Below are 25079 nucleotides of genomic sequence, written 5' to 3'. Positions count from 1 at the left end.
ACAAAAGGGCTATTTCCGAGATTCATCATGCCCTGACGGTGCGGTTGCGGTTGCAAGGCAACGCCTCTTGCGCGAAGAATTTGTCTAACCCTTCGTGAATGGCAGACTCCGTGGAAGATGCACCGCACCGAATACTGGTCGTCGACGATGACCTGGAATTGCGCGACATGCTGCGCCGCTATCTGGGCGAGCATCGCTTCGACGTACAGATTCTGGCTTCCGCCGACCGACTCGACGAACGACTACGGCGTGAACCCTTCGACGTACTGATCCTGGACCTGATGATGCCTGGCGAGGACGGCTTGTCGATTTGCCGTCGCCTGCGCGCGGAGGGAAGCACCGTTCCCATCCTGATGCTGACCGCACGCGGGGCGGCGGTGGACAGGATCCTGGGCCTTGAAATGGGCGCTGACGACTATCTGGCGAAACCTTTCGACCCGCGCGAGCTGATTGCACGGCTGCATTCGATCCTGCGCCGGCAGTCCATGGTGAACTGCGATGGCCGCTGGGCCGGTGGCAACGTCATCCACTTCGGGCCCTTCATTCTCAATCTGACTCGGATGGAGGTGACACGCCATGGTGAGGTACTGGCGCTCTCCAGTTCGGAATTTCAGCTCTTGCGCATTATGGCGACCAATGCCGGGCGCCCCTTGAGCCGCGAGCATCTGCTGGAGAAGCTGAAGGGGCGCGAGTACGACTCGCTCGATCGCAGCCTGGATGTGCAGGTCCTGCGTCTACGACGCAAGATCGAGGACGACCCGTCATCACCACGCTACATCCGCACGGTATGGGGCGTAGGCTACATGTTCGTTGCCCAGGCCTCCGAATGAAACTGCCCTGGCCCAGGTCGCTACTGGCGCGTAATTTTCTGCTGCTGATGGTTCTGGCGCTGGCGCTGGAGTTCTCGGTGTTCGCGACCTTCTACCAACTCCTGCAGAAGCCCCGCAGCGAAGGGCTGGCGACGCTTGTCGCCTCGCAGATCAACACCCAACGCGTCATCCTCGCGGCACTGCCTCCTGGCGAGCGCGACGACGTGATCCGGCGGATCAACGCCGAAGGCGCCATGAAGATCAGCCCCGCCATTGAGGGGAATGCTTCTCACGGGGAGGAGAGCGGCGGCATTTGGCTGACCGATTTTGCCCGGCGCCTGGAGAGACAACTGCCGCCAGGCAGCCGGCCGGCGATCACGCACCTGGGCGCTGCCCATGTACGGATGCAGGTGGGTGATCAGGCCTACTGGCTATCGTTACCGCTTCATGTGCAGCTGCGCGACCGGGCCATGACCGTCGCCGTGGCCACTTCGGGGCTGATCGTCGGCCTGATGTTGCTGGCTGCCTGGCTCATCCAGCGAAGAATCAATCGCCCGCTACGGCAGCTGCAACGCGCAACCCATGCCCTGGGTAGCGGCCGGGCGCCCGGTAGACTGCCCGAAGACGGACCCAGCGAACTGGCAGCGGTCACGAGGCAGTTCAATCGCATGGCCGAGAACCTGGAACGCAACGAAGGCATGCGTACGCTGATGTTGGCCGGCATCTCGCACGACATCCGAACGCCGTTGACCAAGCTGCGCCTGTTGCTGGCCATGGACCAGCTGGACGAGCACACCGCCAGCGGCTACATCCAGCAGATCGATGCAATCCTCGGCCAGTTCCTGGACTTCGGCCGAACCGAGGGTGACGAGGCACCGTCCATACTCGACGTCAACATCCTCGTACAGCAGCTTGCCGCGGAATTCGGCGAGCGTGGGGACACTTTCGCTCTGAATCTGGACCCTGCCCTTCCTACGATGTGCTTGCGGCCGCTGGCATTGCAACGTGCCATCGCCAACCTGATGGAAAATGCCGTGCGCTACGGCAAGACAGGGCTGGCCGTAGACACGCAGGTCGGCGATGGATGTGTGAGCATCCGTGTTCGTGACGCTGGCCCCGGCATTCCGCCGGACCAGGTGGAGTACCTGACGCGGCCATTCACGCGTGCCGACGATGCACGCTCGAACAACGGAGGCACGGGTCTGGGTCTGGCGATCGTGGACCGCCTGGCAAGGATTCATGGCGGGGATCTGCGCCTGGAAAGTCCGCCTGAAGGCGGCCTGCATGCGACCATCGTGCTGCCCGTTCAGGCATCGCCGAACTGAAGGTCATCTGTACGCGCCAAACCTCTGTAAGGAAATGAAACATCTGCCTTACCGAGCGCAACACCTCTCGCAGCAGCACTTCCTAGCATGGATTCATCAGGCCGGATCTACTCCGCCTGATTCCATCAACCCAATAGGAGTACTGCCAAATGCGATCCCTCATTCTGACTTCCTTGCTGGTGCTGCCTGGATTGGCCCTGGCCGCGCCGCAGTTCGGCGGCGCTGATCGTGCCAAGGCCGCCGAGCAGCTGGAAGCGCGGTTCAAGCAGGCCGACACCGATCAGGACGGCAAGCTGACCCAAGCCGAGGCCGAGAGGGGCATGCCTCGGATCGCCAAGAACTTCTCCAAGATCGACGCCGCCGGAAACGGTTACGTGACCCTGGATCAGCTCCGCGCATTCGCCCAGCAAGCGGCCGCGGCCGGCAGGGGCAACTAAGCCTCGCATAGCCAGTTTCCTCCCCGTTCACCGGCACACCCATCTCCCGGTCTCTCCCGGGCCGGTGAACGGGGCTCTCTTCCTTCGCGAGGAATCGCCCGATGCCAAAGCAGTTCACGGGTGCGGTGCTTGCGCTCGCATCTCTCTTCCTTTCAGCCAAGCCGATCAACGCGCGTGCGCAAGATGCATGGTCGTCGGACGACGATCACAAGATGCATGGTCTGATCGGCCTGGGCGCGGCGTCAATCCCGGATGCGCCGGGAAGCGATGACCAGCGAACCATTCCTCTTCCTGTCCTGAGCCTGCGCTTCTCGGGAAGTGCGTTCTACGTGGGAAACCCGTTTGGCGGATCGCCACTTCAAGCCGGCGCAGCATGGAAAACCGATGGCGGCTGGCGTTTCGGCGCAGGATTTTCCACCCAAGCCAACGAGCCTCGCGAAGCCGACAATCGCCAGCGAGAAGCGGGTGTGGAAGACATCGAGCGAGGCAGCGCCGCATTGGTGTTCGCGCAATGGAACTATGAGCAGGTATCGGCCACGCTGACCGGAGCCAAGGCGCTGGGCGACAGCGAACAAGGAATGATCGCGACGCTCCGTCTGGAGCGCGTTATTACCCTGAATCCCAGGCTGCGTATCACCTTCGGACCGTCGGCGACCTGGGCAGATGACGAAAACATGCGGACCTACTTCGGTGTCCCGCTTGGCAGTACCGAACTCGCGCAATACGAGCCTTCCGGTGGCCTTCAGGAAATCGCGATGCAGGCGGGGATCAGTTACGCGGTATCTCCCAAATGGATCCTCGGCGCGGGCCTGCGGATCGCGAGGCTGCAGTCCGAAGCGCGCGCCAGTCCGCTGGTCGAGGACGAGACCCAGCGCAGCATGTCTGCATTCCTGGCACGTCGATTCTGACGGTAGATCGGAGCAAGACCGGCCACTCCTACTTACGCCGGCGCGTGGGAAGTGTATGCGGATGTTGACGCATGGTCGGTGAGCATCCTTGGCAGAGCGTGCGATTCCCACCGCCGGCACCTTCAAGCGCGGCGTCCCCGCGCCGCCATTTCCCCTATCCCATAGCACAGGAGTCCCACCATGTATTTACTGAAAATCATTTCGAAACTGGCCGTCCTGGCCGCCGTCGCCATCCCCTTCGCGGACATCAGCAGCGCGCACGCTGCGGTTGTCGTAGTCCCGCCGCCCGCGCCGCCGGCAGCGACCGTCGTAGTACGGAAACCGGCGCCAGTCGTAGTCGCGGTGCCAGCACCGCCCGCCACAGCCGTCGTTGTGAGGAAACCCGCGCCGGTCATCGTCTCGACGCCAACACACCCCTCGGCCGTCTATGCTCGTACCCGTAACTTCAGCGCCGACGGAAACGGCAATCGCAGCGCCAGTCGCTCCGGCAGCGCCGGCACCATCTATGGCGGGAGCGCCCATTATCAGGCCAATGCCTATCGCAATGCCGATGGCAGCGCCGGGAGGAGCGCGACCGCCTCCGTCCAAGGGGCGAATGGCGGGCGTGCGAGCCGCACGGCCAACGGTTACCGGGATGGCGCAGGCAATGCCGGCTACAACTACAACGCCTCGGTCGAAGGTGCCAATGGGGGCAGTGCTAGTCGCAGCAGCAACTTCGCCAAGACCGACGATGGAAGCTATTCCGGCAGCCGCAGCACTGAGATGACTGGTCGCAATGGCAACAGCTACTCCGGTTCGACCGAAGTCAGCAACGGCACGCTCACCCACACCGGCAGCTGCACCAACGCCTCGGGTGAGGTGGTGTCCTGCCGCTGATGCTTGTCTGGGTGCCGCTGCGGGGCGGATTCTCCTCCCTCTGGCCGTCTCCGTAGCGGCGCCCACCTTACCGCCCTTGGGAAGAAATTGCGCGAGTTTCGGGTCCTATTGGCCCCATCACGGCCGTCCCTGCAATTCTCGTCCTTTGCTCCATCGGAGAGCTTCATGGAAATTCGTATCCTGCTTTCCCTTGCTGCCTGCATCGCCCTTACCGCCTGTGCCACCGCGCCCAAGCCGCTGCAAGGCACATTCACCCAAGTTAGCCCGCACGATGTGGCGGCCGGCGCGCAGGCCGTTGCGCAAGTGCGCTGGGGTGGCAGCATCGTCGAAACCAAGCCAGGACCGGACTCGACCTGCGTGCAACTGATCTCTCGACCTCTCGACAGCCATGCTCGCCCGAACCGCAGCACACCGGATGCGGCAGGCGGACGCTTCGTCGCCTGTCACGCGGACTTCTACGATCCAGTCGTGTTCGCCCCGGGACGCGAGGTCACCGTCGTGGGCACGATCGAAGGTACTACCACGACCAAGATCGGCGAGTACGACTACACATTGCCCAGAGTCAATGCCAGCGTGATTTATCTGTGGCCCGAAACGAAGGAAGCGCGCGTGGTCTATCCATATCCCTACTACGGTCCTGTCTGGGGTTACCGCGGTTGGTGGTGGTAGACGGTAAGGGAAAGCGCCAAGACATCAAAATGGCCTTTGATTCCATCAACTGTCGAAGGTGGCAAGCATGTATGCCTACGAGACGATGCCGCTGAATTCCAATGAGGATGACATGCCGGTTGTTGAATTGATCATCGCATTGAAGGCATCGAGTGATCGCATAGAGGAAATGCGTGACGTGCTGCAGGCATTACGCGAGGCCGCCATTCAAGATCCAGGATGTCTGGACTATCGCATTGCCCGAGGAAGCCTATCGGAAAACCGATTTTTCCTGCTGGAGCGTTGGGTCGATGCCGAGGCACTGTTCCGACACGAGCATACGCCGTACTTCTTGGATGGAGTGGCGCGCGTGCGAGCATGCTGTGAATCCGTGGATTTTCAGCCAATTACCTGGTTGGAATGAGCGAACGTTATGGAGCTTCGCCATCTTCGTTGCTTCCTGGCTGTCGCCGAAGAATTGCACTTCGCCCGTGCAGCTGAGCGCCTGCACATCGAGCAGTCGCCATTGTCACGCGCCATCAAGGAGCTGGAGGAAGAACTGGGCGTGGCGCTGTTCGCCCGCACCACGCGCAGCACGCGACTGACCCGTGCGGGCAAACTGTTCCTGGATCACGTGCCGCGCGTGTTCACTGCTTTGCAGCAGGCGCGCGACAGTGCGAAGGCCGCGGCCAATGGCTTCCACGGCCAGTTGCGCATCGCCCTGTCCGACGGCATTACGCCGTCGCGTCTGCCGGCCTTGCTGGCGCTGTGCAGGCAGGAAGAACCCGAAGTCGAAATCCGCCTGACCGAGGTGCCGCTGTCGCAGCAGATCAAGGGCCTGCACGACGACCTGTACGACGTGGGGTTCGCTCGCGCCGACGAAGCAGGTGACGGCATCGTAGCGATGCCTGTCTGGAACGATCCGCTGATGGTGGCCGTGCCGGCCCGGCATGACCTGCTCAGGTACAAGCGGATTCCGTTGGAAGAAGTGCTGCGCTTCCCACTGGTGCTCTGCGACCCGGTGGCGTGCGAAGGCCACGCGCGACAAGTGGATCGCCTGCTGCGCCGCGTGGACATGGAACCGCTGGTGGCCGAGCGGGTGGCGTCCTGCGACCTGATGATGGCCTTGGTATCGGCCGGGTTCGCCCTAGGGCTGACGGGCGCAGCGCACATCACGGCCAGCCGCGAACAAGGCGTGGTCGCACGGGCGCTGGCGGGATGTTCGCCCGTGCTCACCACCTATCTGCTGCGCCTGGATGCCGAACCATCGGAGACGCTGGCTCGCTTCATCGAGCGCGTGCAGGCCATCGACTCGCCCGAGGCCGCCAGGCCGACGCCAGGCGATGAACCCGATGTCCCGGAGGAATCCGAACCATGAAGAAGACCATTCCGTTCCTGCTGGCTGCTGCGGTGCTGACGGCCTGCGGCCCCACTGACACGCCAGAGAAGACGGACGCGCCCAGCGTTGAAGAACTGGCATCCGATCCCGTGCGGCTGAAAGAACTGCGCCAGCAATGCAAGACGGATCGCCCCAAGCTGGGCGACGTGCTTTGCAATCGAGTCGCCGAAGCCACGCGCAAGCGGTTCTATGGCGACGGCAATACGCCCTACACGCCGCCGGAGAGTCCGCCGAAGTTCTGACCGTGGGTGCTCCACCACGAAACCTCTGCTTTTCTGCTCGACACGCCGCAGCGCGCCTTCGCTTGCGGCGTTTTTCTTTGGCGCGATGCAGCCCCAATTCTTTCCGATTACTCGACCTTTCTCCCGATAACGGTCTTTGACCGGCACCGACCCGGCACTGATCCTCACTTCATGCGGCACGTCCTTGTGCTGCGCGTGAACGAGGAATCAGCGCAGAGGAAATCGGAGGCCAGTCATGCAAGGTCAGGGCGTGTTGTTCGGGCAGATCGCCGCCGTCTTCGGCATCGTGATCGCCGGTGTGTGGGGTGCCACACAATGGACAGCCGCCGCCCTGGGCTATCAACTACGCCTTGGCTCGCCCTGGTTCGATTTCTTCGGAACGCCGGTCTATCACCCCTGGCGGCTGTTCGAGTGGTGGTTCTTCTTCGATGCCTACGCGCCGCAGGTCTTCGACATCGGCGGGGCCTTCGCGGGCGGCAGCGGCCTGCTGGCCGTGGTGGTGGCCATCGCCATGTCGGTGTGGCGCTCGCGGCAGGCCAAGCTGGTCACGACCTATGGTTCGGCGCGCTGGGCCGAAGCCGACGACATTCGCAAAGCCGGGCTGACGCAGCCGGCCGGCGTCTTCCTCGGCAAGTATCGCAACGAGTATCTGCGACATGAAGGCCCGGAACACGTCCTGACCTTCGCGCCCACGCGCTCGGGCAAAGGCGTGGGCTTGGTCGTCCCGACATTGTTGTCCTGGCCGGCTTCGGCCGTCATCCATGACATCAAGGGCGAGAACTGGCAGATCACCGCAGGCTGGCGCTCGCGCTTCTCGCACTGCCTGCTGTTCAACCCCACGGATGCGAAGTCGGCGGCCTACAACCCGCTGCTGGAAGTCCGGCGCGGCGCGCATGAGGTGCGCGACGTGCAGAACATTGCCGACATCCTGGTCGATCCCGAAGGCGCGCTGGAGAAGCGCAACCACTGGGAGAAGACTTCGCACGCGCTGCTGGTCGGGGCCATCCTGCATGTGTTGTACGCGGGCGAGGACAAGACGCTGCGAGGCGTCGCCAACTTCCTGTCCGACCCGGCCAGCCCGTTCGAGCTGACCTTGCACCGGATGATGACGACGAAGCACCTGGGCGATGCACCGCACCCGGTTGTCGCGTCCGCTGCGCGCGAAGTGCTCAACAAGTCGGATAACGAGCGTTCGGGCGTGTTGAGCACCGCCATGTCGTTTCTTGGCCTCTACCGCGACCCCACGGTGGCCGAAGTCACCTCGCGCTGCGATTGGCGCATCGCCGACCTGATCGCATCCGAGCATCCCGTCTCGCTGTATCTGGTGGTCCCGCCTTCGGACATTTCGCGGACGAAACCGCTCATTCGCCTGATCCTCAACCAGATCGGCCGGCGCCTAACGGAATCGCTCGACGGCAGCGACGGCATCGCGCGCCGCCACAAGCTGCTGCTGATGCTCGACGAGTTCCCGGCGCTTGGCAGGCTCGATTTCTTCGAGACGGCGCTGGCCTTCATGGCGGGCTACGGCATCCGCAGCTTCCTCATCGCGCAGTCGCTCAACCAGATCGACAAAGCCTACGGCCAGAACCATTCCATCCTCGACAACTGCCATGTGCGCGTGACGTTTGCGACCAACGACGAGCGCACCGCCAAGCGGATCTCCGAGACGCTGGGCACCGCCACCGAACTGCGTGCGCAGCGCAACTACGCCGGCCACCGGCTCGCGCCGTGGCTGGGCCACCTGATGGTGTCGCGCCAGGAGACGGCTCGCCCGCTGCTGACGCCGGGCGAAGTGATGCAGCTTCCGCCCGACGAGGCCGTGGTGATGGTGTCCAGCGTGGCGCCCATCAAGGCGAACAAGCTGCGCTACTACGCCGACGCCAATTTCAAGCGGCGCGTGCTGCCGCCGCCGGCGCTCGCAGCCGGGCAGTACGCCGATGCGCCGCCCTCGCGGCCGGATGACTGGAGCGGCCTGGCGATTCCTGCCGTGCCCGACGCCCCTGCAACGACATCCGCCGATGGCCTGGGCACCGCCGACGACGGCGGCCCACGTCGCCAGCCCGAGCTATCCGAAGTCGCCGAATACAGCCCCGAGCCGCAGCACGCAGGCAACGACCTGGCGCTGCTCGATGACGACGACGACCTGCCGCTGCCGCTTCCCGGCCAGCTCGACCCGGCCATGCAGCGCACGGCCCGGCTGGCATCGCTGAATCCCAACGACGGAATCGAACTATGAGCCAGTACCGCCTCAACCTGTTCATCCAGCCCGAACATGCCAAGCGCCTCGAAGAACTGGCCGCCAAGAAAGGCGTCTCGAAATCCAGCATCGTTGCCGCCGCCCTGGCGTCCTGGCTATCGCCGGATGCCGGCGACCAGCGCGAGGCGGCCATCGCCAGGCGGCTGGATCGCCTGTCGCGCCAGGCCGAACGCCTGGAGCGCGACCAGAACATCGAAATCGAAACGCTGGCGCTGTTCATCCGCTACTTCCTGACCGTCAGCACGCCGATTCCCGAAGCCCATCAGGACGCGGCCCGCGCGCAGGGCAAGGCGCGCTTCGAGCAGTTCGTGGAACAGCTTGGCCGCCACCTGCTGCGCGGCCGCAGCTTGGTGCGCGACGTGGTGGAAGAACTGCACCCTGACCCGGTGCGGATGGAGGATGCGGCGGCGCTGGCCGAGGCGCGGGAGCGTGCGTCATGAGCGCCGCACCGAAGTCATCCACCGCCGCTGCTCTGGATCGCCGCATCCAGATGCTGCGCACGGCAATGGGGCCGCTGATCGCCACCGCGCTGGAAGACCCCGACGTGGTGGAAATCATGCTCAACCCCGACCGCACCCTATGGGTGGATCGGCTGTCGTCGGGCCGCGCCCCGCTGGGCGTCGAACTGTCCGAGGCCGATGGCGAACGCATCATCCGCCTGGTGGCCGCGCATGTCGGTGCGGAAGTGCATCGCGGCCAGCCGCTGCTGACCGCCGAGTTGCCGGAAACCGGCGAACGCTTCGAGGGCATTCTGCCGCCGGCCGCGCCCGGCCCGGCCTTCGCGCTGCGCAAGCGGGCCGTGAGCATCATCGGCCTGGATCGCTACGTGGTCGACGGCATCCTGTCCGCGCCACAGGCCGAGTTCCTACGGCGGGCGGTACGCGAACGGCAGAACGTGCTGATCGCGGGCGGCACCAGTACGGGCAAGACCACGCTCGCCAATGCCTTGTTGGCCGAGATCGCCGCCACCGGCGACCGCGTGCTGGTGCTCGAAGACACCATCGAACTGCAATGCGCGGCCCGCGACCACGTGCCGCTGCGCACCCGCGCCGGCGTCGTGTCGATGCAGGAATTGGTGCGCGCCACGATGCGCCTGCGCCCCGACCGCGTAATCGTCGGCGAGGTGCGCGGCGGCGAAGCCCTGGACTTGGTGAAGGTGTGGGGCACCGGCCACCCCGGCGGTATCGCCACCATCCACGCCGGTTCCGCGCTGGGCGCGCTGCTGCGCCTGGAACAACTGATTCTCGAAGTGGCGGTGAACCCGCCGCGTGCGCTGATCGCCGAGGCGGTCAACGTCGTGATCCACATCGCCGGGCGTGGCCGCAAGCGCCACGTCGAAAGCATCGCCCGCGTCGTCGGCTTCGACGCCGCCGGCTACCAACTGGCGGACGCGCTGGAAACGCCGTTTCCCGAGCTGCCGCCGGTTTCCCTCGCAGCCGCCGCCGCTGCGCCTTCCCCGTCCCTCGACCCACTTGGAGAACTGCCATGACGCAGATGCACGTTCCTGCTTTCCGCCTTTCCGTAAATCCGGTTCCCATCCTTGCACGCCTCCGGCGCCTGGCCCGGCCGGCCCATCGCGGCCTGCTGCTGGCCGCCATCATGCTGATGACGGCCGGCACCGCGCAGGCTGCCGGTTCCTCGATGCCCTGGGAAGGGCCGCTGCAATCCATCCTGGAGTCGATCCAGGGGCCGGTCGCGCGCATCGTGGCCGTCATCATCATCATCGCGACCGGCCTCGCGCTGGCCTTCGGCGACACGTCGGGCGGCTTCCGCAAGCTGATCCAGATCGTGTTCGGCCTGTCCATCGCGTTCGCCGCATCCTCGTTCTTCCTGTCCTTCTTTTCGTTCTCCGGCGGGGCCGTCGTATGAGTGCCGCCGATGAAGGCACGCCGGGCTTCGCGCTCGGCTTCGAGGTGCCGCTGCATCGCTCGCTGACCGAGCCGATCCTGCTGGGCGGCGCACCGCGCACCGTGGCGATCGCCAACGGCACGCTGGCCGCTGCCGTCGGGCTGGGCCTGCAACTGTGGATTCCCGGCGTCGTGCTCTGGATCGTCGGCCACTCGCTGGCCGTGTGGGGCGCGCGCGTCGATCCGCAGTTCATGCAGGTCTTCGCCCGGCACATCAAGCACCGCCCGCTGCTGGACGTGTGAGGGGATGCCGCCATGCTGAACCTTGCCGAATACCGCCAGCGACCCGCGCTGCTGGCCGACTGGCTGCCCTGGGCCGGGCTGGTCGCGCCGGGTGTCGTCTTGAACAAGGACGGCAGCTTTCAGCGCACGGCCCGTTTCCGCGGCCCCGACCTCGATAGCGCCACGCAGGGCGAGCTGATCGCCACCACCGCACGGCTGAACAACGCGCTGCGCCGGCTGGGTTCGGGCTGGGCGCTGTTCGTGGAGGCAGAACGCCAGCCGGCGGCGGACTACCCGCATTCCGACTTCCCCGAACCGCTGTCGTGGCTGGTCGATGAGGAACGCCGCGCGGCGTTCGAGGAATCGACCCACCATTTCGAGAGCGCCTATCACCTGACGCTCGCGTTCCTGCCACCGGAGGAATCGCGCGCCCGTGCCGCCAGGCTGCTCTATGAGAACACGCCCGGCGATGGCGTGGACTGGCGCGGCCGGCTCGACGCCTTCGTAGCGGAAACCGATCGCGTGTTCGATCTGCTCGATGGCGTGATGCCGGAAGTCGCCTGGCTCGATGACAGTCAGACGCTGACCTACCTGCATGGCACGGTATCCACCCGGCGCTATCGGGTCGCGGTGCCCGAGGTGCCGTTCTATCTCGACGCGCTGCTGGCCGACTCCATGCTGGCCGGCGGCCTGGCGCCCACGCTGGGCGACCAGCACCTGCGCGTGGTGACGGTGCGGGGCTTTCCGACCTCGACCTGGCCGGGACTGCTGGACGACCTCAATCACCTGGGGTTCGCCTACCGCTGGAGCACGCGCTTCCTGTGCATGGACAAGGCCGAAGCGGAAAAGGAACTCGGCCGGCTGCGCCGCCAGTGGTTCGCCAAGCGCAAGAACGTCATCGCGCTGCTGCGCGAAACCATCTTCCAGCAGGAATCGCCGCTGGTGGATACCGACGCCAGCAACAAGGCGGCCGATGCCGATGCCGCCTTGCAGGAACTGGGCAGCGATCAGGTCGCCTTCGGCTATCTCACCGCCACGGTGACGGTGCTCGACGCCGATCCGGCCGTGGCCGACGAGAAGCAGCGGATGGTGGAGCGCGCCATCCAGGGCCGAGGCTTCGTCACCATCCCCGAAACCCTCAATGCCGTGGACGCCTGGCTGTCGTCCATCCCCGGCCACGCCTACGCCAACGTGCGCCAGCCCATCGTCTCGACGCTGAATCTTGCACACATGATGCCGCTGTCGGCGGTATGGGCCGGGCCGGAGAAGAACGACCATCTCGACGGCCCGCCGCTGATCGTGACGCGCACCGATGGCGCGACGCCGTTCCGGCTGGTGACGCACATCGGCGACGTGGGGCATACGCTGGTCGCTGGCCCGACCGGCATGGGCAAGTCGGTCCTGCTTGCCGTCCTGGCGATGCAGTTCCGGCGCTACTTCAGCTCGCGCATCTTTGCCTTCGACATGGGGCGGTCCATGCGGGCGACGGTGTTGGGCCTGGGCGGCGAGCACTACGACCTCGGTGCCGATGGCGGCATCGCGTTCCAGCCCTTGGCCCGTATCGACAGCGAGGGCTATCGCACCTGGGCGGCCGAGTGGGTGGAAGGCCGCCTGCTGCACGAAGGCGTCACCGTCGGCCCGGACGAGAAGGCCGCCATCTGGTCGGCGCTGGGGAGCCTCGCCGGTGCGCCGCCGGAGCAGCGCACGATGACGGGGCTCTCCGTGCTGCTGCAATCCAACGCGCTGCGTCAGGCACTCTCGCCCTACGTGCTCGGCGGCGCCCACGGCAAGCTGCTGGACGCCGACCTCGACCGGCTGGGCAGCGCCGACGTGCAGGGCTTCGAGATGGAGGAGCTGATGCACAGCCCGGCCGCCGTGCAAGCGGTGCTGCGCTATCTGTTCGCCCGCTTCGATGAACGGTTCGACGGCGCGCCCACGCTGCTGATCCTCGATGAAGCCTGGCTGTTCCTCGATGAACCGGCCTTCGCGGCGCGCATCCGCCAGTGGCTCAAGACGCTGCGCAAGAAGAACGTCAGCGTCATCTTCGCCACCCAGTCGCTGGCCGACATCAAGGACTCGACCATCGCGCCGGCGATCATCGAAAGCTGCGCCAGCCGAATCTTCCTGCCGAACCCGCAGGCCACCGAGCCGCAGATACGGACGATCTACGAGGGCTTTGGCCTCAACAGCCGGCAGATCGAGATCGTTGCCACCGCCGAGCCCAAGCGCGACTACTACTACCAGTCGCGCCTGGGCAATCGCCTGTTCGACCTCGACCTGGGGCCGGCCGCGCTCGCGTTCGCGGGCGCTTCGACCCCGCAGGACCAGCGCGACATCGACCGCGTGCTGGCGCAAGCCGGCGTGCCCGGTTTTGCCGGCGCGTGGCTGCGCCATCGCGGCCTCGATTGGGCCGCCGACCTGCTGGCCGAGTTCCCCGGCGCCGCGCCATTGGCCCCTTCCGTCCTTTCCCCACCACCACAGGAGAACCTGCCATGAAGAAGCGTCTTATCGCCACCGCCATCGCGGCCATGCTTTGCACCGTGTCCACCGCGCAGGCGCAATGGGTCGTGGTTGATCCCACGAACTTGGTGCAGAACACGCTGACCGCGATCCGCACGCTGGAGCAGATCAACAACCAGATCCAGCAGCTCCAGAACGAAGCACAGATGCTCATCAACCAGGCACGCAACCTGGCGAGCCTGGACTTCAACATCGTCAACCGGCTGCGCTCGACGCTGGCGACGACCGAGCGGCTGATCGCCGAGGCGCAGGGACTGGCCTTTGATGTGCAGAACCTCGACCGCGAGTTCGCACGTCTGTACCCGGAGCAATACGCCGCCACCGTCAGCGGCGACCAGATGTACCGGGATGCGCAGGAGCGTTGGAAGCACACGCTCGACGGTCTGCATACTGCGATGCGCATGCAGGCGCAGGTATCGCAGAACCTGCGCGAGGACGAATCCGCGCTGGCCGACCTCGTGAGCCAGAGCCAGTCCGCCACCGGCGCCTTGCAGGCCGCGCAGGCGACCAATCAGCTCCTGGCCTTGCAGGCCAAGCAGTCGATCCAGGCGCAACAGCTCCAGATCACCCAGGACCGCGCGACCTCGCTCGAACTGGCGCGGCAGGCGGCGGCCACCGAGCGCGCCCGCGAAGTGCGCCGGCGCTTCCTCGGCACCGGCACGCCGTACACGCCGCAGCGCGTGGATTTCTACCGCAACTGACGGGAGACGGCCATGCGATGCGCTTGCCTCCTGCTGGCCGTGCTGCTGACAGCCTGCGGCCAGCACTCGGCCGACAACCGCGCCGATGCCCTGGCCGCCGATCCCGTGCGGCTCAAGGCACTGCGCGCGCAATGCGCGGCCGACCGGCAGGCCGTCGGCGAGGACGCTTGCCTGGCCGCCGCAGAAGCCTTCCGCCGGCGCTTCTTCGCCGGCCAAACCGGGCCGGACGAGTACCGAACGCTGGAGGAGCTGCCGCCCATTCCCCCAACCTTCGATGAGCCGATTGGAGATGAAACGCCATGAACGACGTGACGATCATCGACCGCTTTCTGGATACGTTCTCGCGCTACATCGACTCCGGGTTCGGGCTGTTGCAGGGCGAGGTGGCGTTCCTGACGGCCACGCTGATCGTCATCGACATGACCATCGCCGGCCTCTACTGGGCCATGAGCCACGCCACCGGCCAAGGCGAGGACGTGATCGCCAAGCTGCTGCGCAAGGTGCTCTACGTCGGTGCCTTCGCCTACATCATCGGCAACTTCAACTGGCTGGCAGGCATCGTCTTCCGGTCCTTCGCCGGCCTGGGCCTGACGGCCACCGGCTCGACCTTGAGCATGGAGAACTTCCTGCAACCGGGCCGGCTGGCGAAGACCGGCATCGACGCAGGCACGCCGATCCTGGAGCAGGTCGGCGAGATGGCTGGTTTCCCCGAGGTGTTCGTGAACCTTGACGCCATCACGGTGATGTTCCTGGCCTGGCTGGTGGTGGTCCTGTGCTTCTTCGTGCTGGCGATCCAGCTTTTCATCACGCTGATCGAGTTCAAGCTGACCACGCTCGCCGGCTTCGTGCTGGTGCCGTTCGCCTTGTGGAACAAGACCAGCTTTCTCGCCGAGAAGGTGCTGGGCAACGTGGTGTCGGCCGGCATCAAGGTGCTGGTGCTAGCCGTGATCGTCGGCATCGGCTCGGGCCTGTTCGCCGAGTTCCAGGTGCATCCCGACGAGCCATCCATCGACCACGCGCTGGTCATCATGCTGGCCTCGCTGACGCTGCTGGCGCTGGGCATCTTCGGCCCCGGCATCGCCACCGGCCTGGTGTCCGGTGCACCGCAGCTCGGTGCGGGGGCGATGGCCGGTGCCGCTGTCGGCGCTGCCGGCACGGCCGTCGCCATCGGTGCTGCCGCAACCGGCGTGGGCGGGGCGGTGGCCGCCGGGGCGCGCATGGCGCCTGCTGCCGCCAAGCTGGCCGGCAGCGGTGCGCGCGCCGCGACATCAACGGCCGGTGGTGCCCGGTCAGCGTTCCGGGCCGGGTCCGCCGCTGCCGGCGGCGGGGCCAAGGGCGCTGCGGCCGGCCTGGGCAACGTCGCCAAGACGGGCGCGCAGGCGGCCGGGCGCGGTGCCGCATCCCGCGCTTCCGCCATCGGGCAACGCATGGCTGCGCCTTTCCGCGCCGGCTGGAACGGGCCGCCGGCCGATGAAGGCGCAGGCGCCGCGTCCGGCGGCGGCCAGTCCGGCGGCGAAGCCACGTCCAACACCGGGCAGCAACCGGCCTGGGCCAAGCGGCTGCACCGCCGCCAGCAGCTCACCCACGCCGCGACCACCGCCGCCCATGCGCTGCGCGGCGGCGACGGCGGCGGCTCCGGGCAAGGCCCGAGCCTGCGCGATTCCGATTCCTGACCTTCAAGGAGAACACCCATGCGATTCAAACGACCGCAGGTGCGCTATGCCGACACGCCGCAGCCTGCCACGCCGTATCAATCTGCCGCGCAGGTGTGGGACGAGCGTATCGGCGCGCCCCGCGTGCAGGCCAAGAACTGGCGCCTCATGGCCTTCGGCCTGCTGGTGCTGACGCTGCTGATGGCCGGCGGCCTGGTCTGGCGCTCGGCGCAGTCCATCGTCACGCCCTACGTGGTGGAGGTGGACAAGGAGCACGTGCGCGCCGTAGGCGAGGCGGCCACGCCGTACAAGCCCACGGATGCGCAGATCGCGCATCACCTGGCGCGCTTCGTGACGTTGGTGCGCTCGCTGTCCATCGACCCGATCGTGGTCCGGCAGAACTGGCTGGACGCCTACGACTACGCGACCGACCGAGGCGCCGCCATGCTCAACGACTACGCCAGCAAGAACGATCCCTTCGCGCGCGTCGGCAAGGAGTCGGTCACGGTGCAGATCACCAGCGTCGTGCGCGCCAGCGACACGTCGTTCAACGTGCGCTGGACCGAGCAACGCTTCTCCAACGGCGCGCCGGCCGGCACCGAGCGCTGGAACGCCGTCATCTCCATCGTCCTGCAAACCCCACGCACCGAGGAGCGCCTGCGCAAGAACCCGCTGGGCATCTACGTCAACGGCCTGTCGTGGAGCCGCGAACTTGATCCCTCGGAAGGAACGAAACCATGAACACTCTCCAATCGCATGATCCCGTTTCGCGTCAGGATGATCTTCCCCTCGATGAGCGGTGGCGGATGTCTCAGGAGGCGTATCAGCAGCGTCTGCGGGATGGCGTCGTATCGGTATGGCCCTTGTTCGCCCCGAATCTGCGGATAGACGATCGAACACTTCGCCACGTTTGCCTGTTGACGCTGGTGGCGGCCTTGGCGGGCTGCGCCACACAGGGCAAGCCGCCGCCCGTGATCCCACTCGATGAGCCAGTGCAGGCGCAGCTCGTGCCCGATCCACCCTCGCCGGTGGAGGTGGTCGCCGTCCCCGAACCGCTGGCGCTGCCGGAGCAGTTGAAGCCGCTGCCGGAAGGTGACGAAGCCCAGCCCGGGCCGGAGCCGGCCGACGAAACCGTGCGCGTGTCCAAGGCCAATACCGAGGCGCGGGTCGCGCCCACGCGCGAGGGCTACGTCAATGCCATCCAGGTCTGGCCCTTCACCGATGGCGCGCTGTATCAGGTCTATGCCGCGCCGGGGCGCGTGACCGTGGTTTCGCTCCAGCCCGGCGAAGAACTGGTGACGGTCGCCGCCGGCGATACCGTGCGCTGGATCGTCGGCGACACGTCCAGCGGTGCCGGCGACGAGCTGCGCGTCAACGTGCTGGTCAAGCCTGTCCGCTCGGGCCTCAAGACCAATCTGGTCATCACCACCAATCGGCGCACCTACCTGCTGGAGCTGACCTCGACAGAGCGCGCTTGGATGGCGTCGGTGTCGTGGGACTACCCGAAGGACCGGATGCTGGCTTTGCAGCGCCAGGCGCAGGCCGCGCAGGTGGCGGCGCCGGTTGATACGGGCCTATCGCTGGAGCGCATCCGCTTCCGCTACGCGATCAGCGGCAGCAATCCGTCATGGAAGCCGCTGCGTGCCTTCGATGACGGCGAGAAGGTCTACATCCAGTTCCCTGCCGGCATCGCCCAGGGTGAACTGCCGCCGCTGTTCGTCATCGGCGTGCAGGGCGATGGGCAGTTGGTGAACTACCGCTTCCGCTCGCCGTACTACATCGTGGACCGGCTGTTCGGCGCGGCCGAACTGCGTCTGGGCGGCGACAAGGGCGACGTGGTGCGCATCGAGCGCACCGACGGCGTGGCGCGGAGGAACTGATGATGCGCCAGGACGACACCCCCGAGCCGGTCGCACCGCAGGCGGCCAAGGCAGCGCCCGAGGCGGTAGCGCTGCGCGCCCAGCCGCGTCCGGTCACGCGCTTGAATCGTCGCATGCTGGCGATCCTGGCCGGCGGGCTGTCGGTCGCCGTGCTGGGCGCGCTGATGTGGTCGCTGCAACCGCAGCGACACGGCGCCAGCGAACAGACCGAGCTTTACAACGTCGATCGCGTTTCGCGCTCCGAAGGGCTGGAGCGGCTTCCGACCGACTACTCCAAGCTGCCGCCGGCCGCGCCGTCCCCGGTGCCGGAGCTGGGGCCGCCGCTGCCGGGCGACCTCGGGCCGGCCATCGTCAATGCGCAGCAACCGACACCAGGTTACGCGCCGCCCGGCCACGATCCGGCCGAGGCCGAGCGCCTGGCCCGGTTGAAGGAAGCCGAGGAAGCGGCGGCGTCATCGGTGTTCTTCCGCTCGGGTACGCAGCGCGCCGCGCCGGTGGCGCAGTCACAGGCCACCGTGGCGCCGGGCTTCGCCGCCAATGCGGCGTTCGATCCGATGGCCGCCGGGCCGGCCTCGACGGCAGCCCAGCCTGCCGACCCGACCGCAGTACAGAACCGGCAGGAACAGAAGGAGGCGTTCCTGCAAGGCGGTTCCACGCAAACCCGTAATTCCGGCAACCTGCAATTGCCAGCCTCCCCGTATCAGGTCATGGCCGGGACGGTCATCGCCGGCGCGCTGGTGACGGGCATCAAGTCGGACTTGCCGGGCGATGTCATCGCCACGGTGACGGAGCCGGTCTATGACACGGCCACCGGCAAGTTCCTGCTGATCCCGCAGGGCTCGCGCATCCTCGGTCGCTACAACAGCCAGGTGAGCTACGGACAGAGCCGGGTTCAAGTCGTCTGGAACCGGATCATTCTGCCCGATACGTCGTCGGTGACGCTCGACAACCTGGTCGGCACCGATCCGGCCGGCTATGCCGGGCTGGAGGATGAAGTCGATTGGCATTGGGATCGGATCTTCGCCGGGGCGGCGCTGACGACGCTGCTGGGCGTCGGCGCCGAGCTGGCCGCGCCGGAGAACCGCCAGGACGGCAACCGCATCGTCATCGCCGGCCGCGACAGCGCGCAGGACAGCATCAACCAGGTCGGCCAGGAGATGACCCGGCGCAACATGAACATCCAACCGACGTTGAGCGCGCGCCCCGGTCTGCCGGTGCGTCTGGTCGTGAGTCGGGACTTGGCGCTGCGCCCCTACCAGCCCCTGTTCTTCAACCGAGGGACTTCACGATGAGCACGACCAGGAAGCTGCGGTTGGGACCGCTGCCGAAGACCGAGAACATCAAGCTGACCTTTCCTTGCCCGGCCAGCCTGAAAGCCGACCTCGACCGCTACGCCGCGCTGCATGCGCAGACCTATGGCGAAGCAGTCGATGCCGTGACGCTGATCCCGCACATGCTCGAAGCCTTCATCGCGGGGGACCGGGGATTCAGGAAGGGAAGCGTGAGCAGGACGGTGCCAGCGAAGCCGGGCTGACGATGCACGGTCTCGCCGGCGGCCATCCCTCGAATGCGCAGCCCAACGCTGCGCGTTCTTCGTTCTGGAGGATGGCGACAGAGTGGGCTATGATCGTGCGGCAAGCCCGCCGTCTGCCGGTGATCGTCCCCGATGCAGCACGACTTGGCCCTCTACCGCGACGCTCCCATGTGGCTCCTAGTCCATATGGCCGCCGCCCCGCAAAGCGGCCCGAAGTAGAGCTAACTCCCTGTCTTGTTTAAGCTTTCGGACTCTTGGCGATTTTCGCCGAGGGCTTGACACAGGCCCTTTTTTGTCCGGGGCCGGCAGCGGATCAGCGCAGGATCACCCGGCCGTTGACCACGCGAACGTAGGTGTTTTCGCGGATGCCGCCCAGATCACGCTGGTTGACGACGATGGTGCGTCCGTCATCCATGCGCACGCTGATGTCATACGTATCGCTGGTCACGTTCTTCTGGATCTGGTTGCCGGCCAGCGCGCCACCCACGGCACCCGCCGCTGCGGCGATGTTCTTGTTGCCGCGGCTGCCGCCGGTGTGGTCGGAGATCTCATGGCCGGCAACCGCACCCACAATGCCGCCGAGGATCGCGCCGGTCGCGCTGGGCGCAGTGCGGCCGGACTGCACGGTGTTGATGCGGGTGACGATGCCGCAGTCGGCGCAACGGCCCTGGTTGTAGCCGGAGTTGTTGCCGTAGCCGCCGTTGTTGTACCCATTGTTGTAGCCGCCGCCGCCGTAACCCGGCGAGGTGGCGCAGCCGGCCAGGGCGAGGGTGGCGATTGCACTGGCGGCGATGAGCTGGATCTTCATGGGGCGTCTCCTGGCCGTGAAGGCGGATGTGTTGGGTGGTACTGCGTCATGCAGCAGGGTGCGCGAATCGTCTCCTTTCCAACGTGAACAAGACGCCAATCAACGCCGCCATGACCGGCTGCGGGATGAACGCTGTTCAACGGAAATCCTGATGGCAGGCGCGGCAGTCCGCCTGCAGCGTCTGCACCACCTGGGCCAGCGCGGTGCAGTCTGCCGGTGGCGTCGCCAGGGCGGCATTGAGGCCGGCGCGGTACTGGCTGGCATGCTGCTGGAACTGCGCGCTGTCCTTCAGGCCGGGGAAGGCCAGGTCCAGGTCGTTGGAGAGCAGGCGCAGCGTCTGCAGGCGCGGCACGCTGTCGGCCAGGCTGCAGCGGTTCTGCTGTTGAGCCTGCTGCAGCAACTGGGATTGCCGCTGCATCACCTGCATCAGGCTGTCCGGGAAGGGGTCACGGCGGGCCTGCAGGGCGCGGCCGACCATCACCGTGGCGATCAGGCCGATCAGCAGACCCAGCGCGAGCACGAACAGGTAGCGATAGGCGGAAGACGGCGGGCGAGGGGGGCTGGCGTTCATGGCGGGCTCTCCGGGTGTGCAACGGTAGGTTCGACCCGGCGTGCTGTGGACGCCGGCCGCTGCACGTTAAAATAGACCGATGAACGAACAGGTCAAACAACGCTTCGCCGGCATCGAACGGCTGTATGGCGTGGGTGCGCTCGAGCGCCTGCAGGGCAGCCGCGTAGCGGTGGTCGGCATGGGCGGGGTCGGCTCGTGGGTGGTCGAGGCGCTGGCGCGCTCGGCGGTCGGCCATCTCACCCTGATCGATGCGGACGACATCTGCGTGTCCAACACCAACCGGCAGCTGCCGGCGCTGGAGGGCAATTACGGGCGCAACAAGGCCGAAGCCATGGCCGAGCGCTGCCGGGCGATCAACCCGGAACTCGATGTCGACGCGGTGCAGGCGTTCCTGACCACCGCCAACATGGCGGAACTGCTTGATCGTCGCTTCGATCTGGTGATCGATGCCTGCGACAGCTTCCGGGTCAAGGTGGAGACCATCGCCTGGTGCCGCCGCCGCAAGCTGCCACTGCTGACGGTCGGCGCCGCGGGTGGCCGCACCGATCCGACCCTGGTACGCATCCGTGATGTCTCGCGCACCGAGCACGACGCGATGCTGGCGCTGATCCGCAAGAAGCTGCGCAGCGAGTTCAACTTCCCCAAGAATGCCAAGCGTTACTTCGGCGTGCCGGCGGTGTACTCGCTGGAGAATGTGAAGTATCCGCAGGCCGATGGCAGTGTCTGCGGCCTCCGTCCCAACCTGGGGGCGGACGCTGCGCTCAAGCTTGATTGCGGTGCAGGGCTGGGAGCGGCCACCCATATCACCGGTGCCTTCGCCTTTGCCGCCGTCGGCAAGGCGCTGGAAATGCTGCTGGAGCCGAAGAGGGTCAAGGCGGAATCCGTTGAGGCTTGACCGGTAGCGCCGGGCCACGCCTGGCGGAACGGCGATCAGGCGGCCGGCAGCGCGAACAGCCGCCGTGCGTTGTCGGTCGTGGTCTTCGCCACCGTCTCCAGGTCCGTCTGCCGCAACGCCGCGACGTGGCGCGCGATGACCGACAGGCGTGCCGGCTCATTGCGCTGCCCACGGATGGCCGCGTCGGGCTGATCGGGCGCGTCGGTCTCCAGCAGCAGCTGCTCCAGCGGCATCTCCCGGACCAGCCGTTGCAGGCGCTGTGCCCGTTCGTAGGTCAGGGGGCCGCCCAGACCCAGCAGGAAGCCCTGCCGGTGCAGCTGTGCCGCCTGCTCCGGGCTGCCGGAGAAACTGTGCACCACGCCGCGGAGGCCACCGATGCGGCGGATCGCTGCGATCACCGCATCCACGGCCCGACGCGCATGCACGATCACCGGCAGGTCGAAGTCGCGCGCCAAGCGCAGCTGGCCGGTGAAATAGGTCTGCTGCGCCTCCGCATCCAGGCCTTCCACGAAATAATCCAGGCCGCATTCGCCGATCGCCCGCGGACGCTCACGCTCGATCCATTCCCGCAGCAGCGGAAGGTGCCCGGCGCGATGCTCGGCAAGAAACATCGGATGCAGCCCGTACGCGGGGTACAGGCCGGGTGCCTGCTGGCAGACCTCGCGCAGCTTCGGCCAGCTGGCGGCGGTGACGGCCGGCACGACCTGGATTTGCACCCCGGCCACGCGCGCGCGCTCGATCACGGCGGCACGGTCGGGGTCGAACTCGCCTGCATCGAGATGGCAATGGCTGTCGACCAGCACGCTCAGCGCTGCTCCAGCGGTGGCGGCGTGCGGGTGCCGCGGCTCTTCCAGTTGGCCAGCAGCAGTGTGCCCAGGCCCAGCACCAGCTCATCGACGAAGGGAAGCGGATCGGGAATGAACAGGGTCAGCGCGAACAGCCCTGCCGTGAGCTTGAACAGCGTGGGGTAGCGCAGCCGGCGCGCCCATTGCAGTACCGGCAGCAGCATCGGGTTGGCCATGGCGGGATCCTCCTGGTGAATATGCAAACGCTACCACGGGCCCAGCATTTCCCGATGCTGAATGGGTTACGGCGACGAGCAGGAAATGTGGAGATTCCGTTCAGGGAGGCCGTGCTGCAATCTGTGCCGAGAACGTTGCGGACGGTCCGCAAGGAGCAGGTCATGAAAAGCACAACTACAACTGTCCTGGTCGCAGCGGGCGCGCTGCTGGTGGGTGGTATCGCCACGGCCGCCTTCATGAAGAGCGGCAATCCGTCGTCGGATTCCATCAGCGCCGGCGCCCCCAACGGCGAATCGCGCCTGGCCGATGGCAGCGCCACCGACGATGGTGCGCGTGGCAACCAGCTCGATGCCACCGCGCCGCGCGGCCTGGAGTATGCCGATGTGCTGAAGGTCGACCCGATCACCGAAAAGCAGAAGGCGTACGCCACGGTCATCGGCACCGACGCGGTGCGCGAAACCTCTACCACCCAGACGCCGCACGAGGTCTGCCAGGATGTGGTCGTGCAGGAACGCCTGCCCGAGCGTGATGGCAACGTCGGTGGCACCGTCGCCGGCGCGGTGATCGGTGGCCTGCTGGGTAATCAGGTTGGCGGCGGCAATGGCAGGAAGGCGGCGACCGCAGCCGGTGCCGTGGCCGGCGGCCTGATAGGCAACCAGGTGGACAAGCGCCACGTCGGTGGCCGTGTGGTCAACCGCACCGAGCGCCAGTGCCACACCGAGACCGCCACCTCCGAGTCGAGTCGTGTCACCGGCTACAACGTCACCTATCGCAACGAGGACGGCACCACCGGCACCATGCGCATGGCCAGCAAGCCCGGCAACCGCATCGCCATGGGCACCAACGACGTGGTCAAGGGTTACAACGTGACCTACCGCTATGACGGTGCCGAGAAGACCGTGCGCATGGACAACAAGCCAGCCAGCGATCGCCTGCCGGTGGTCGATGGCCAGCTGGTCACGCAGACAGCGGCAGCCGGCGCCACGGCACCGACCCGCCAGTAATCCTGCCGCCGCAGCGGACAGGCGACAGGCCGGCTTCTGCCGGCCTGTCTGTTTTTGTGGCCGGGTGACATTTGCGATGATGGCGCTCCGTCATCGCCCTGGAGTCGGCATGAGCATCTTCGACCTGCGCCTGGAAACCGAGCGCCTGATCCTGCGCCCGCCGCATCGCGAGGATTTCGAGCCCTATCTGGCGTTCTGCGCGGATGAAGAGGTGATGCGCACGCTGGGCGGAGTACAGCCACCGTCAGTGGCATGGCGCGGATTCTGCAGCCTGGCTGGCGCGTGGCAGTTGTTCGGCTTTTCGATGTTCAGCGTGATCGAGAAATCCAGTGGTGAGTGGGTCGGTCGCATGGGGCCCTGGCAGCCACAGGACTGGCCGGGCACCGAGGTCGGCTGGAGCATCCGGCGTGCCAGCTGGGGCAAGGGCTACGCGCCGGAGGCGGCGACCGCTGCGATCGACTGGGCATTCAACGCACTCGGGTGGGAGGAGGTGATCCATACCATTGCCGAGGACAACGAGAATTCCCGTGTCGTGGCCCGCAAGCTGGGCAGTACGCTGCTGCGCATGGGCGAGCTGCCGCCGCCGTACCAGGGCAAACCGATGCAGATCTGGGGGCAGTCGCGCCAGCAGTGGCAGCAGCGCGTGCGCTGAGGGGCCCGACGGGCTGCATCCAGCGGCGGGCTGCGCGGTGGGCATGCTGCACCCGCGCTTGGCATCGGCGGGCGCGCTTGCCAGACTGCGCGCAACCGGTCGTTGGCCGGGTCTCCTGGAGCAGGCAATGGTGGAAGAACGCGTTCCGTTGACGGTGCATGGCATGTCCGTTTCAGGCAATTGCCACAAGGTGCGCATGCTGCTGGAACACCTCGGCAGCCGCTATCGCTGGGTGGAGGTGGACAGCGCCCATGGCCAGACCCACACGCCGGAGTTCCTGGCATTGAATCCCAATGCGAAGGTGCCGTTGATCGTGCGCGAGGACGGCCGCGTGTTGACCGAATCGAATGCAATCCTGTTCTGGCTGGCCGAGGGCACGCCCTACCTGCCCGGCGATGGCTGGGAGCGGGCGCAGGCGTTGAGCTGGATGTTCTTCGAGCAGTACACGCATGAACCCTGCGTGGCGGTGGCCCGTTTCATCCGTGGCTGGACGCCGGCCGATTCCCCGCGGCGCGCCGAACTGCCGCGCCTGCAGGAGCGCGCCAGCACCGCACTGGCGGTGATGGAACAGCACCTGCGGCAGTCGCCCTGGTTCACCGGCCGCAGTTATGGCATCGCCGATATCGCGCTGTTTGCCTACACCGACGTTGCCAGCGATGGTGGCATCCGCCTTGATCCGTTCCCGCAGGTGCAGGCCTGGCTGCAGCGGGTCCGGGCGCAGCCGCGGTTCGTGCCGATGCCGGCCGTGGGCGCGGAGGTGCTGGCGCGATTCAACGCGGTGGCCTGATTCCAAGGGGAGCGTCGGGCAGG

The 25079-nt window shown here is 66.5% G+C and carries 30 protein-coding genes; 26 read left to right on the top strand and 4 right to left on the bottom strand.

Annotated features, from left to right (window positions below; translation table 11 throughout):
• Positions 1-110: 110 nt before the first annotated feature.
• From ACZLIF_RS13670 to ACZLIF_RS13565, 22 genes are all read left to right on the top strand, one after another.
• Positions 111-830 carry a response regulator gene (locus tag ACZLIF_RS13670; protein ID WP_014646135.1) on the top strand — a complete coding sequence of 240 codons (720 nt, stop codon included), beginning with the start codon at positions 111-113 and terminating at the stop codon, positions 828-830.
• On the top strand, positions 827-2134 hold the full coding sequence (locus ACZLIF_RS13665) for an ATP-binding protein (protein WP_019184023.1): 1308 nt from the start codon (positions 827-829) through the stop codon (positions 2132-2134). Before ACZLIF_RS13670 ends, ACZLIF_RS13665 begins: the two co-directional genes overlap by 4 nt.
• Positions 2135-2283: 149 nt before the next feature.
• On the top strand, positions 2284-2571 hold the full coding sequence (locus ACZLIF_RS13660; protein WP_034010244.1) for an EF-hand domain-containing protein: 288 nt from the start codon (positions 2284-2286) through the stop codon (positions 2569-2571).
• Between the two features lie 101 nt (positions 2572-2672).
• Complete coding sequence (locus tag ACZLIF_RS13655) at positions 2673-3479, top strand: MipA/OmpV family protein (RefSeq protein ID WP_019184024.1); 807 nt, start codon at positions 2673-2675, stop codon at positions 3477-3479.
• A gap of 180 nt (positions 3480-3659) precedes the next feature.
• Positions 3660-4355 (top strand): hypothetical protein, encoded by a 696-nt coding sequence (locus ACZLIF_RS13650; RefSeq protein WP_099589019.1) that lies wholly within the window; start codon positions 3660-3662, stop codon positions 4353-4355.
• 165 nt (positions 4356-4520) lie between these two features.
• Positions 4521-5024 (top strand): Slp family lipoprotein, encoded by a 504-nt coding sequence (locus tag ACZLIF_RS13645; protein ID WP_019184026.1) that lies wholly within the window; start codon positions 4521-4523, stop codon positions 5022-5024.
• 67 nt (positions 5025-5091) lie between these two features.
• Positions 5092-5427 (top strand): putative quinol monooxygenase, encoded by a 336-nt coding sequence (locus tag ACZLIF_RS13640; RefSeq protein ID WP_034010246.1) that lies wholly within the window; start codon positions 5092-5094, stop codon positions 5425-5427.
• A 9-nt stretch (positions 5428-5436) separates the two neighbouring features.
• Positions 5437-6381, top strand: a complete 945-nt coding sequence (locus ACZLIF_RS13635) for a LysR family transcriptional regulator (protein ID WP_014646139.1) — start codon at positions 5437-5439, stop codon at positions 6379-6381.
• On the top strand, positions 6378-6644 hold the full coding sequence (locus ACZLIF_RS13630; RefSeq protein WP_014646140.1) for an EexN family lipoprotein: 267 nt from the start codon (positions 6378-6380) through the stop codon (positions 6642-6644). The genes ACZLIF_RS13635 and ACZLIF_RS13630 overlap by 4 nt, the downstream gene beginning before the upstream one ends.
• Positions 6645-6879: 235 nt before the next feature.
• Positions 6880-8880, top strand: a complete 2001-nt coding sequence (locus ACZLIF_RS13625) for a conjugal transfer protein TraG (protein ID WP_019184027.1) — start codon at positions 6880-6882, stop codon at positions 8878-8880.
• Positions 8877-9341, top strand: coding sequence for a ribbon-helix-helix protein, CopG family (locus tag ACZLIF_RS13620; protein ID WP_014646142.1), 465 nt, complete (start codon positions 8877-8879; stop codon positions 9339-9341). The genes ACZLIF_RS13625 and ACZLIF_RS13620 overlap by 4 nt, the downstream gene beginning before the upstream one ends.
• 50 nt (positions 9342-9391) lie before the next feature.
• A complete protein-coding gene (gene trbB / locus ACZLIF_RS13615; protein WP_425478574.1) occupies positions 9392-10390 on the top strand; it encodes a P-type conjugative transfer ATPase TrbB in 999 nt (332 codons plus the stop codon).
• Positions 10387-10770, top strand: a complete 384-nt coding sequence (locus ACZLIF_RS13610; RefSeq protein ID WP_014646144.1) for a TrbC/VirB2 family type IV secretion system protein — start codon at positions 10387-10389, stop codon at positions 10768-10770. Before trbB ends, ACZLIF_RS13610 begins: the two co-directional genes overlap by 4 nt.
• Positions 10767-11051, top strand: a complete 285-nt coding sequence (locus ACZLIF_RS13605; RefSeq protein WP_014646145.1) for a VirB3 family type IV secretion system protein — start codon at positions 10767-10769, stop codon at positions 11049-11051. Before ACZLIF_RS13610 ends, ACZLIF_RS13605 begins: the two co-directional genes overlap by 4 nt.
• Before the next feature lie 12 nt (positions 11052-11063).
• On the top strand, positions 11064-13526 hold the full coding sequence (gene trbE, locus ACZLIF_RS13600) for a conjugal transfer protein TrbE (RefSeq protein ID WP_014646146.1): 2463 nt from the start codon (positions 11064-11066) through the stop codon (positions 13524-13526).
• 32 nt (positions 13527-13558) lie between these two features.
• Complete coding sequence (trbJ, locus tag ACZLIF_RS13595) at positions 13559-14251, top strand: P-type conjugative transfer protein TrbJ (protein WP_478462640.1); 693 nt, start codon at positions 13559-13561, stop codon at positions 14249-14251.
• Between the two features lie 39 nt (positions 14252-14290).
• Complete coding sequence (locus tag ACZLIF_RS13590) at positions 14291-14554, top strand: hypothetical protein (protein WP_425520536.1); 264 nt, start codon at positions 14291-14293, stop codon at positions 14552-14554.
• Positions 14551-15924: a P-type conjugative transfer protein TrbL gene (trbL, locus tag ACZLIF_RS13585; RefSeq protein WP_014646149.1), complete on the top strand. Its 1374-nt coding sequence runs from the start codon at positions 14551-14553 to the stop codon at positions 15922-15924. The genes ACZLIF_RS13590 and trbL overlap by 4 nt, the downstream gene beginning before the upstream one ends.
• A gap of 18 nt (positions 15925-15942) precedes the next feature.
• Positions 15943-16644: a conjugal transfer protein TrbF gene (trbF, locus tag ACZLIF_RS13580; RefSeq protein ID WP_014646150.1), complete on the top strand. Its 702-nt coding sequence runs from the start codon at positions 15943-15945 to the stop codon at positions 16642-16644.
• Positions 16645-16820: 176 nt separating this feature from the next.
• Positions 16821-17783 carry a P-type conjugative transfer protein TrbG gene (gene trbG, locus ACZLIF_RS13575; RefSeq protein ID WP_019184028.1) on the top strand — a complete coding sequence of 321 codons (963 nt, stop codon included), beginning with the start codon at positions 16821-16823 and terminating at the stop codon, positions 17781-17783.
• A 2-nt stretch (positions 17784-17785) separates the two neighbouring features.
• Positions 17786-19075, top strand: a complete 1290-nt coding sequence (locus tag ACZLIF_RS13570; RefSeq protein ID WP_026069910.1) for a TraB/TrbI/VirB10 family type IV secretion system protein — start codon at positions 17786-17788, stop codon at positions 19073-19075.
• A complete protein-coding gene (locus tag ACZLIF_RS13565; RefSeq protein WP_026069911.1) occupies positions 19072-19317 on the top strand; it encodes a DUF2274 domain-containing protein in 246 nt (81 codons plus the stop codon). Before ACZLIF_RS13570 ends, ACZLIF_RS13565 begins: the two co-directional genes overlap by 4 nt.
• 313 nt (positions 19318-19630) lie before the next feature.
• On the opposite strand, the gene ACZLIF_RS13560 is transcribed toward ACZLIF_RS13565, so the two are convergent.
• Together ACZLIF_RS13560 and ACZLIF_RS13555 are read right to left on the bottom strand one after the other, a co-directional pair.
• Entirely contained in the window at positions 19631-20125 is a 495-nt protein-coding gene (locus ACZLIF_RS13560; RefSeq protein WP_053516924.1) for a glycine zipper 2TM domain-containing protein, read from the bottom strand.
• A 136-nt stretch (positions 20126-20261) separates the two neighbouring features.
• Positions 20262-20696: a hypothetical protein gene (locus tag ACZLIF_RS13555; RefSeq protein WP_065175471.1), complete on the bottom strand. Its 435-nt coding sequence runs from the start codon at positions 20694-20696 to the stop codon at positions 20262-20264.
• A gap of 79 nt (positions 20697-20775) precedes the next feature.
• Between ACZLIF_RS13555 and ACZLIF_RS13550 the strand changes: the two genes are divergently transcribed.
• The gene (locus ACZLIF_RS13550; protein ID WP_128987941.1) at positions 20776-21591 is read left to right on the top strand and encodes a tRNA threonylcarbamoyladenosine dehydratase; all 816 of its coding nucleotides are present in this window, start codon (positions 20776-20778) and stop codon (positions 21589-21591) included.
• A 35-nt stretch (positions 21592-21626) separates the two neighbouring features.
• Here the strand turns inward: ACZLIF_RS13550 and ACZLIF_RS13545 are convergent, their stop codons facing one another.
• Positions 21627-22400, bottom strand: a complete 774-nt coding sequence (locus tag ACZLIF_RS13545) for a TatD family hydrolase (protein WP_128987942.1) — start codon at positions 22398-22400, stop codon at positions 21627-21629.
• Positions 22397-22612, bottom strand: coding sequence for a DUF6116 family protein (locus ACZLIF_RS13540; RefSeq protein ID WP_053515346.1), 216 nt, complete (start codon positions 22610-22612; stop codon positions 22397-22399). The genes ACZLIF_RS13545 and ACZLIF_RS13540 overlap by 4 nt, the downstream gene beginning before the upstream one ends.
• 162 nt (positions 22613-22774) lie before the next feature.
• On the opposite strand from ACZLIF_RS13540, the gene ACZLIF_RS13535 reads away from it, so the two are divergent.
• From ACZLIF_RS13535 to ACZLIF_RS13525, 3 genes are all read left to right on the top strand, one after another.
• Complete coding sequence (locus ACZLIF_RS13535) at positions 22775-23617, top strand: glycine zipper 2TM domain-containing protein (protein WP_128987943.1); 843 nt, start codon at positions 22775-22777, stop codon at positions 23615-23617.
• A 109-nt stretch (positions 23618-23726) separates the two neighbouring features.
• Positions 23727-24269, top strand: coding sequence for a GNAT family N-acetyltransferase (locus tag ACZLIF_RS13530; RefSeq protein WP_053515349.1), 543 nt, complete (start codon positions 23727-23729; stop codon positions 24267-24269).
• 127 nt (positions 24270-24396) lie between these two features.
• Positions 24397-25056, top strand: a complete 660-nt coding sequence (locus tag ACZLIF_RS13525) for a glutathione S-transferase family protein (protein ID WP_053515351.1) — start codon at positions 24397-24399, stop codon at positions 25054-25056.
• Positions 25057-25079 lie beyond the last annotated feature (23 nt).

It is taken from the genome of Stenotrophomonas sp. 2201_Sma, assembly GCF_056486685.1.
The sequence above is the reverse complement of the archived record's forward strand: the minus strand, read 5'-3'. Positions and strand labels throughout refer to the sequence as shown.

Coding starts and splice junctions, on each gene's coding strand:
- ACZLIF_RS13665 (WP_019184023.1), top strand. CDS start 827: ATGAAACTGCCCTGGCCCAGGTCGCTACTGGCGCGTAATTTTCTGCTG.
- ACZLIF_RS13660 (WP_034010244.1), top strand. CDS start 2,284: ATGCGATCCCTCATTCTGACTTCCTTGCTGGTGCTGCCTGGATTGGCC.
- ACZLIF_RS13655 (WP_019184024.1), top strand. CDS start 2,673: ATGCCAAAGCAGTTCACGGGTGCGGTGCTTGCGCTCGCATCTCTCTTC.
- ACZLIF_RS13650 (WP_099589019.1), top strand. CDS start 3,660: ATGTATTTACTGAAAATCATTTCGAAACTGGCCGTCCTGGCCGCCGTC.
- ACZLIF_RS13645 (WP_019184026.1), top strand. CDS start 4,521: ATGGAAATTCGTATCCTGCTTTCCCTTGCTGCCTGCATCGCCCTTACC.
- ACZLIF_RS13640 (WP_034010246.1), top strand. CDS start 5,092: ATGTATGCCTACGAGACGATGCCGCTGAATTCCAATGAGGATGACATG.
- ACZLIF_RS13635 (WP_014646139.1), top strand. CDS start 5,437: ATGGAGCTTCGCCATCTTCGTTGCTTCCTGGCTGTCGCCGAAGAATTG.
- ACZLIF_RS13630 (WP_014646140.1), top strand. CDS start 6,378: ATGAAGAAGACCATTCCGTTCCTGCTGGCTGCTGCGGTGCTGACGGCC.
- ACZLIF_RS13625 (WP_019184027.1), top strand. CDS start 6,880: ATGCAAGGTCAGGGCGTGTTGTTCGGGCAGATCGCCGCCGTCTTCGGC.
- ACZLIF_RS13620 (WP_014646142.1), top strand. CDS start 8,877: ATGAGCCAGTACCGCCTCAACCTGTTCATCCAGCCCGAACATGCCAAG.
- trbB (WP_425478574.1), top strand. CDS start 9,392: ATGCTGCGCACGGCAATGGGGCCGCTGATCGCCACCGCGCTGGAAGAC.
- ACZLIF_RS13610 (WP_014646144.1), top strand. CDS start 10,387: ATGACGCAGATGCACGTTCCTGCTTTCCGCCTTTCCGTAAATCCGGTT.
- ACZLIF_RS13605 (WP_014646145.1), top strand. CDS start 10,767: ATGAGTGCCGCCGATGAAGGCACGCCGGGCTTCGCGCTCGGCTTCGAG.
- trbE (WP_014646146.1), top strand. CDS start 11,064: ATGCTGAACCTTGCCGAATACCGCCAGCGACCCGCGCTGCTGGCCGAC.
- trbJ (WP_478462640.1), top strand. CDS start 13,559: ATGCTTTGCACCGTGTCCACCGCGCAGGCGCAATGGGTCGTGGTTGAT.
- trbL (WP_014646149.1), top strand. CDS start 14,551: ATGAACGACGTGACGATCATCGACCGCTTTCTGGATACGTTCTCGCGC.
- trbF (WP_014646150.1), top strand. CDS start 15,943: ATGCGATTCAAACGACCGCAGGTGCGCTATGCCGACACGCCGCAGCCT.
- ACZLIF_RS13570 (WP_026069910.1), top strand. CDS start 17,786: ATGCGCCAGGACGACACCCCCGAGCCGGTCGCACCGCAGGCGGCCAAG.
- ACZLIF_RS13565 (WP_026069911.1), top strand. CDS start 19,072: ATGAGCACGACCAGGAAGCTGCGGTTGGGACCGCTGCCGAAGACCGAG.
- ACZLIF_RS13560 (WP_053516924.1), bottom strand. CDS start 20,125: ATGAAGATCCAGCTCATCGCCGCCAGTGCAATCGCCACCCTCGCCCTG.
- ACZLIF_RS13555 (WP_065175471.1), bottom strand. CDS start 20,696: ATGAACGCCAGCCCCCCTCGCCCGCCGTCTTCCGCCTATCGCTACCTG.
- ACZLIF_RS13550 (WP_128987941.1), top strand. CDS start 20,776: ATGAACGAACAGGTCAAACAACGCTTCGCCGGCATCGAACGGCTGTAT.
- ACZLIF_RS13540 (WP_053515346.1), bottom strand. CDS start 22,612: ATGGCCAACCCGATGCTGCTGCCGGTACTGCAATGGGCGCGCCGGCTG.
- ACZLIF_RS13535 (WP_128987943.1), top strand. CDS start 22,775: ATGAAAAGCACAACTACAACTGTCCTGGTCGCAGCGGGCGCGCTGCTG.
- ACZLIF_RS13530 (WP_053515349.1), top strand. CDS start 23,727: ATGAGCATCTTCGACCTGCGCCTGGAAACCGAGCGCCTGATCCTGCGC.
- ACZLIF_RS13525 (WP_053515351.1), top strand. CDS start 24,397: ATGGTGGAAGAACGCGTTCCGTTGACGGTGCATGGCATGTCCGTTTCA.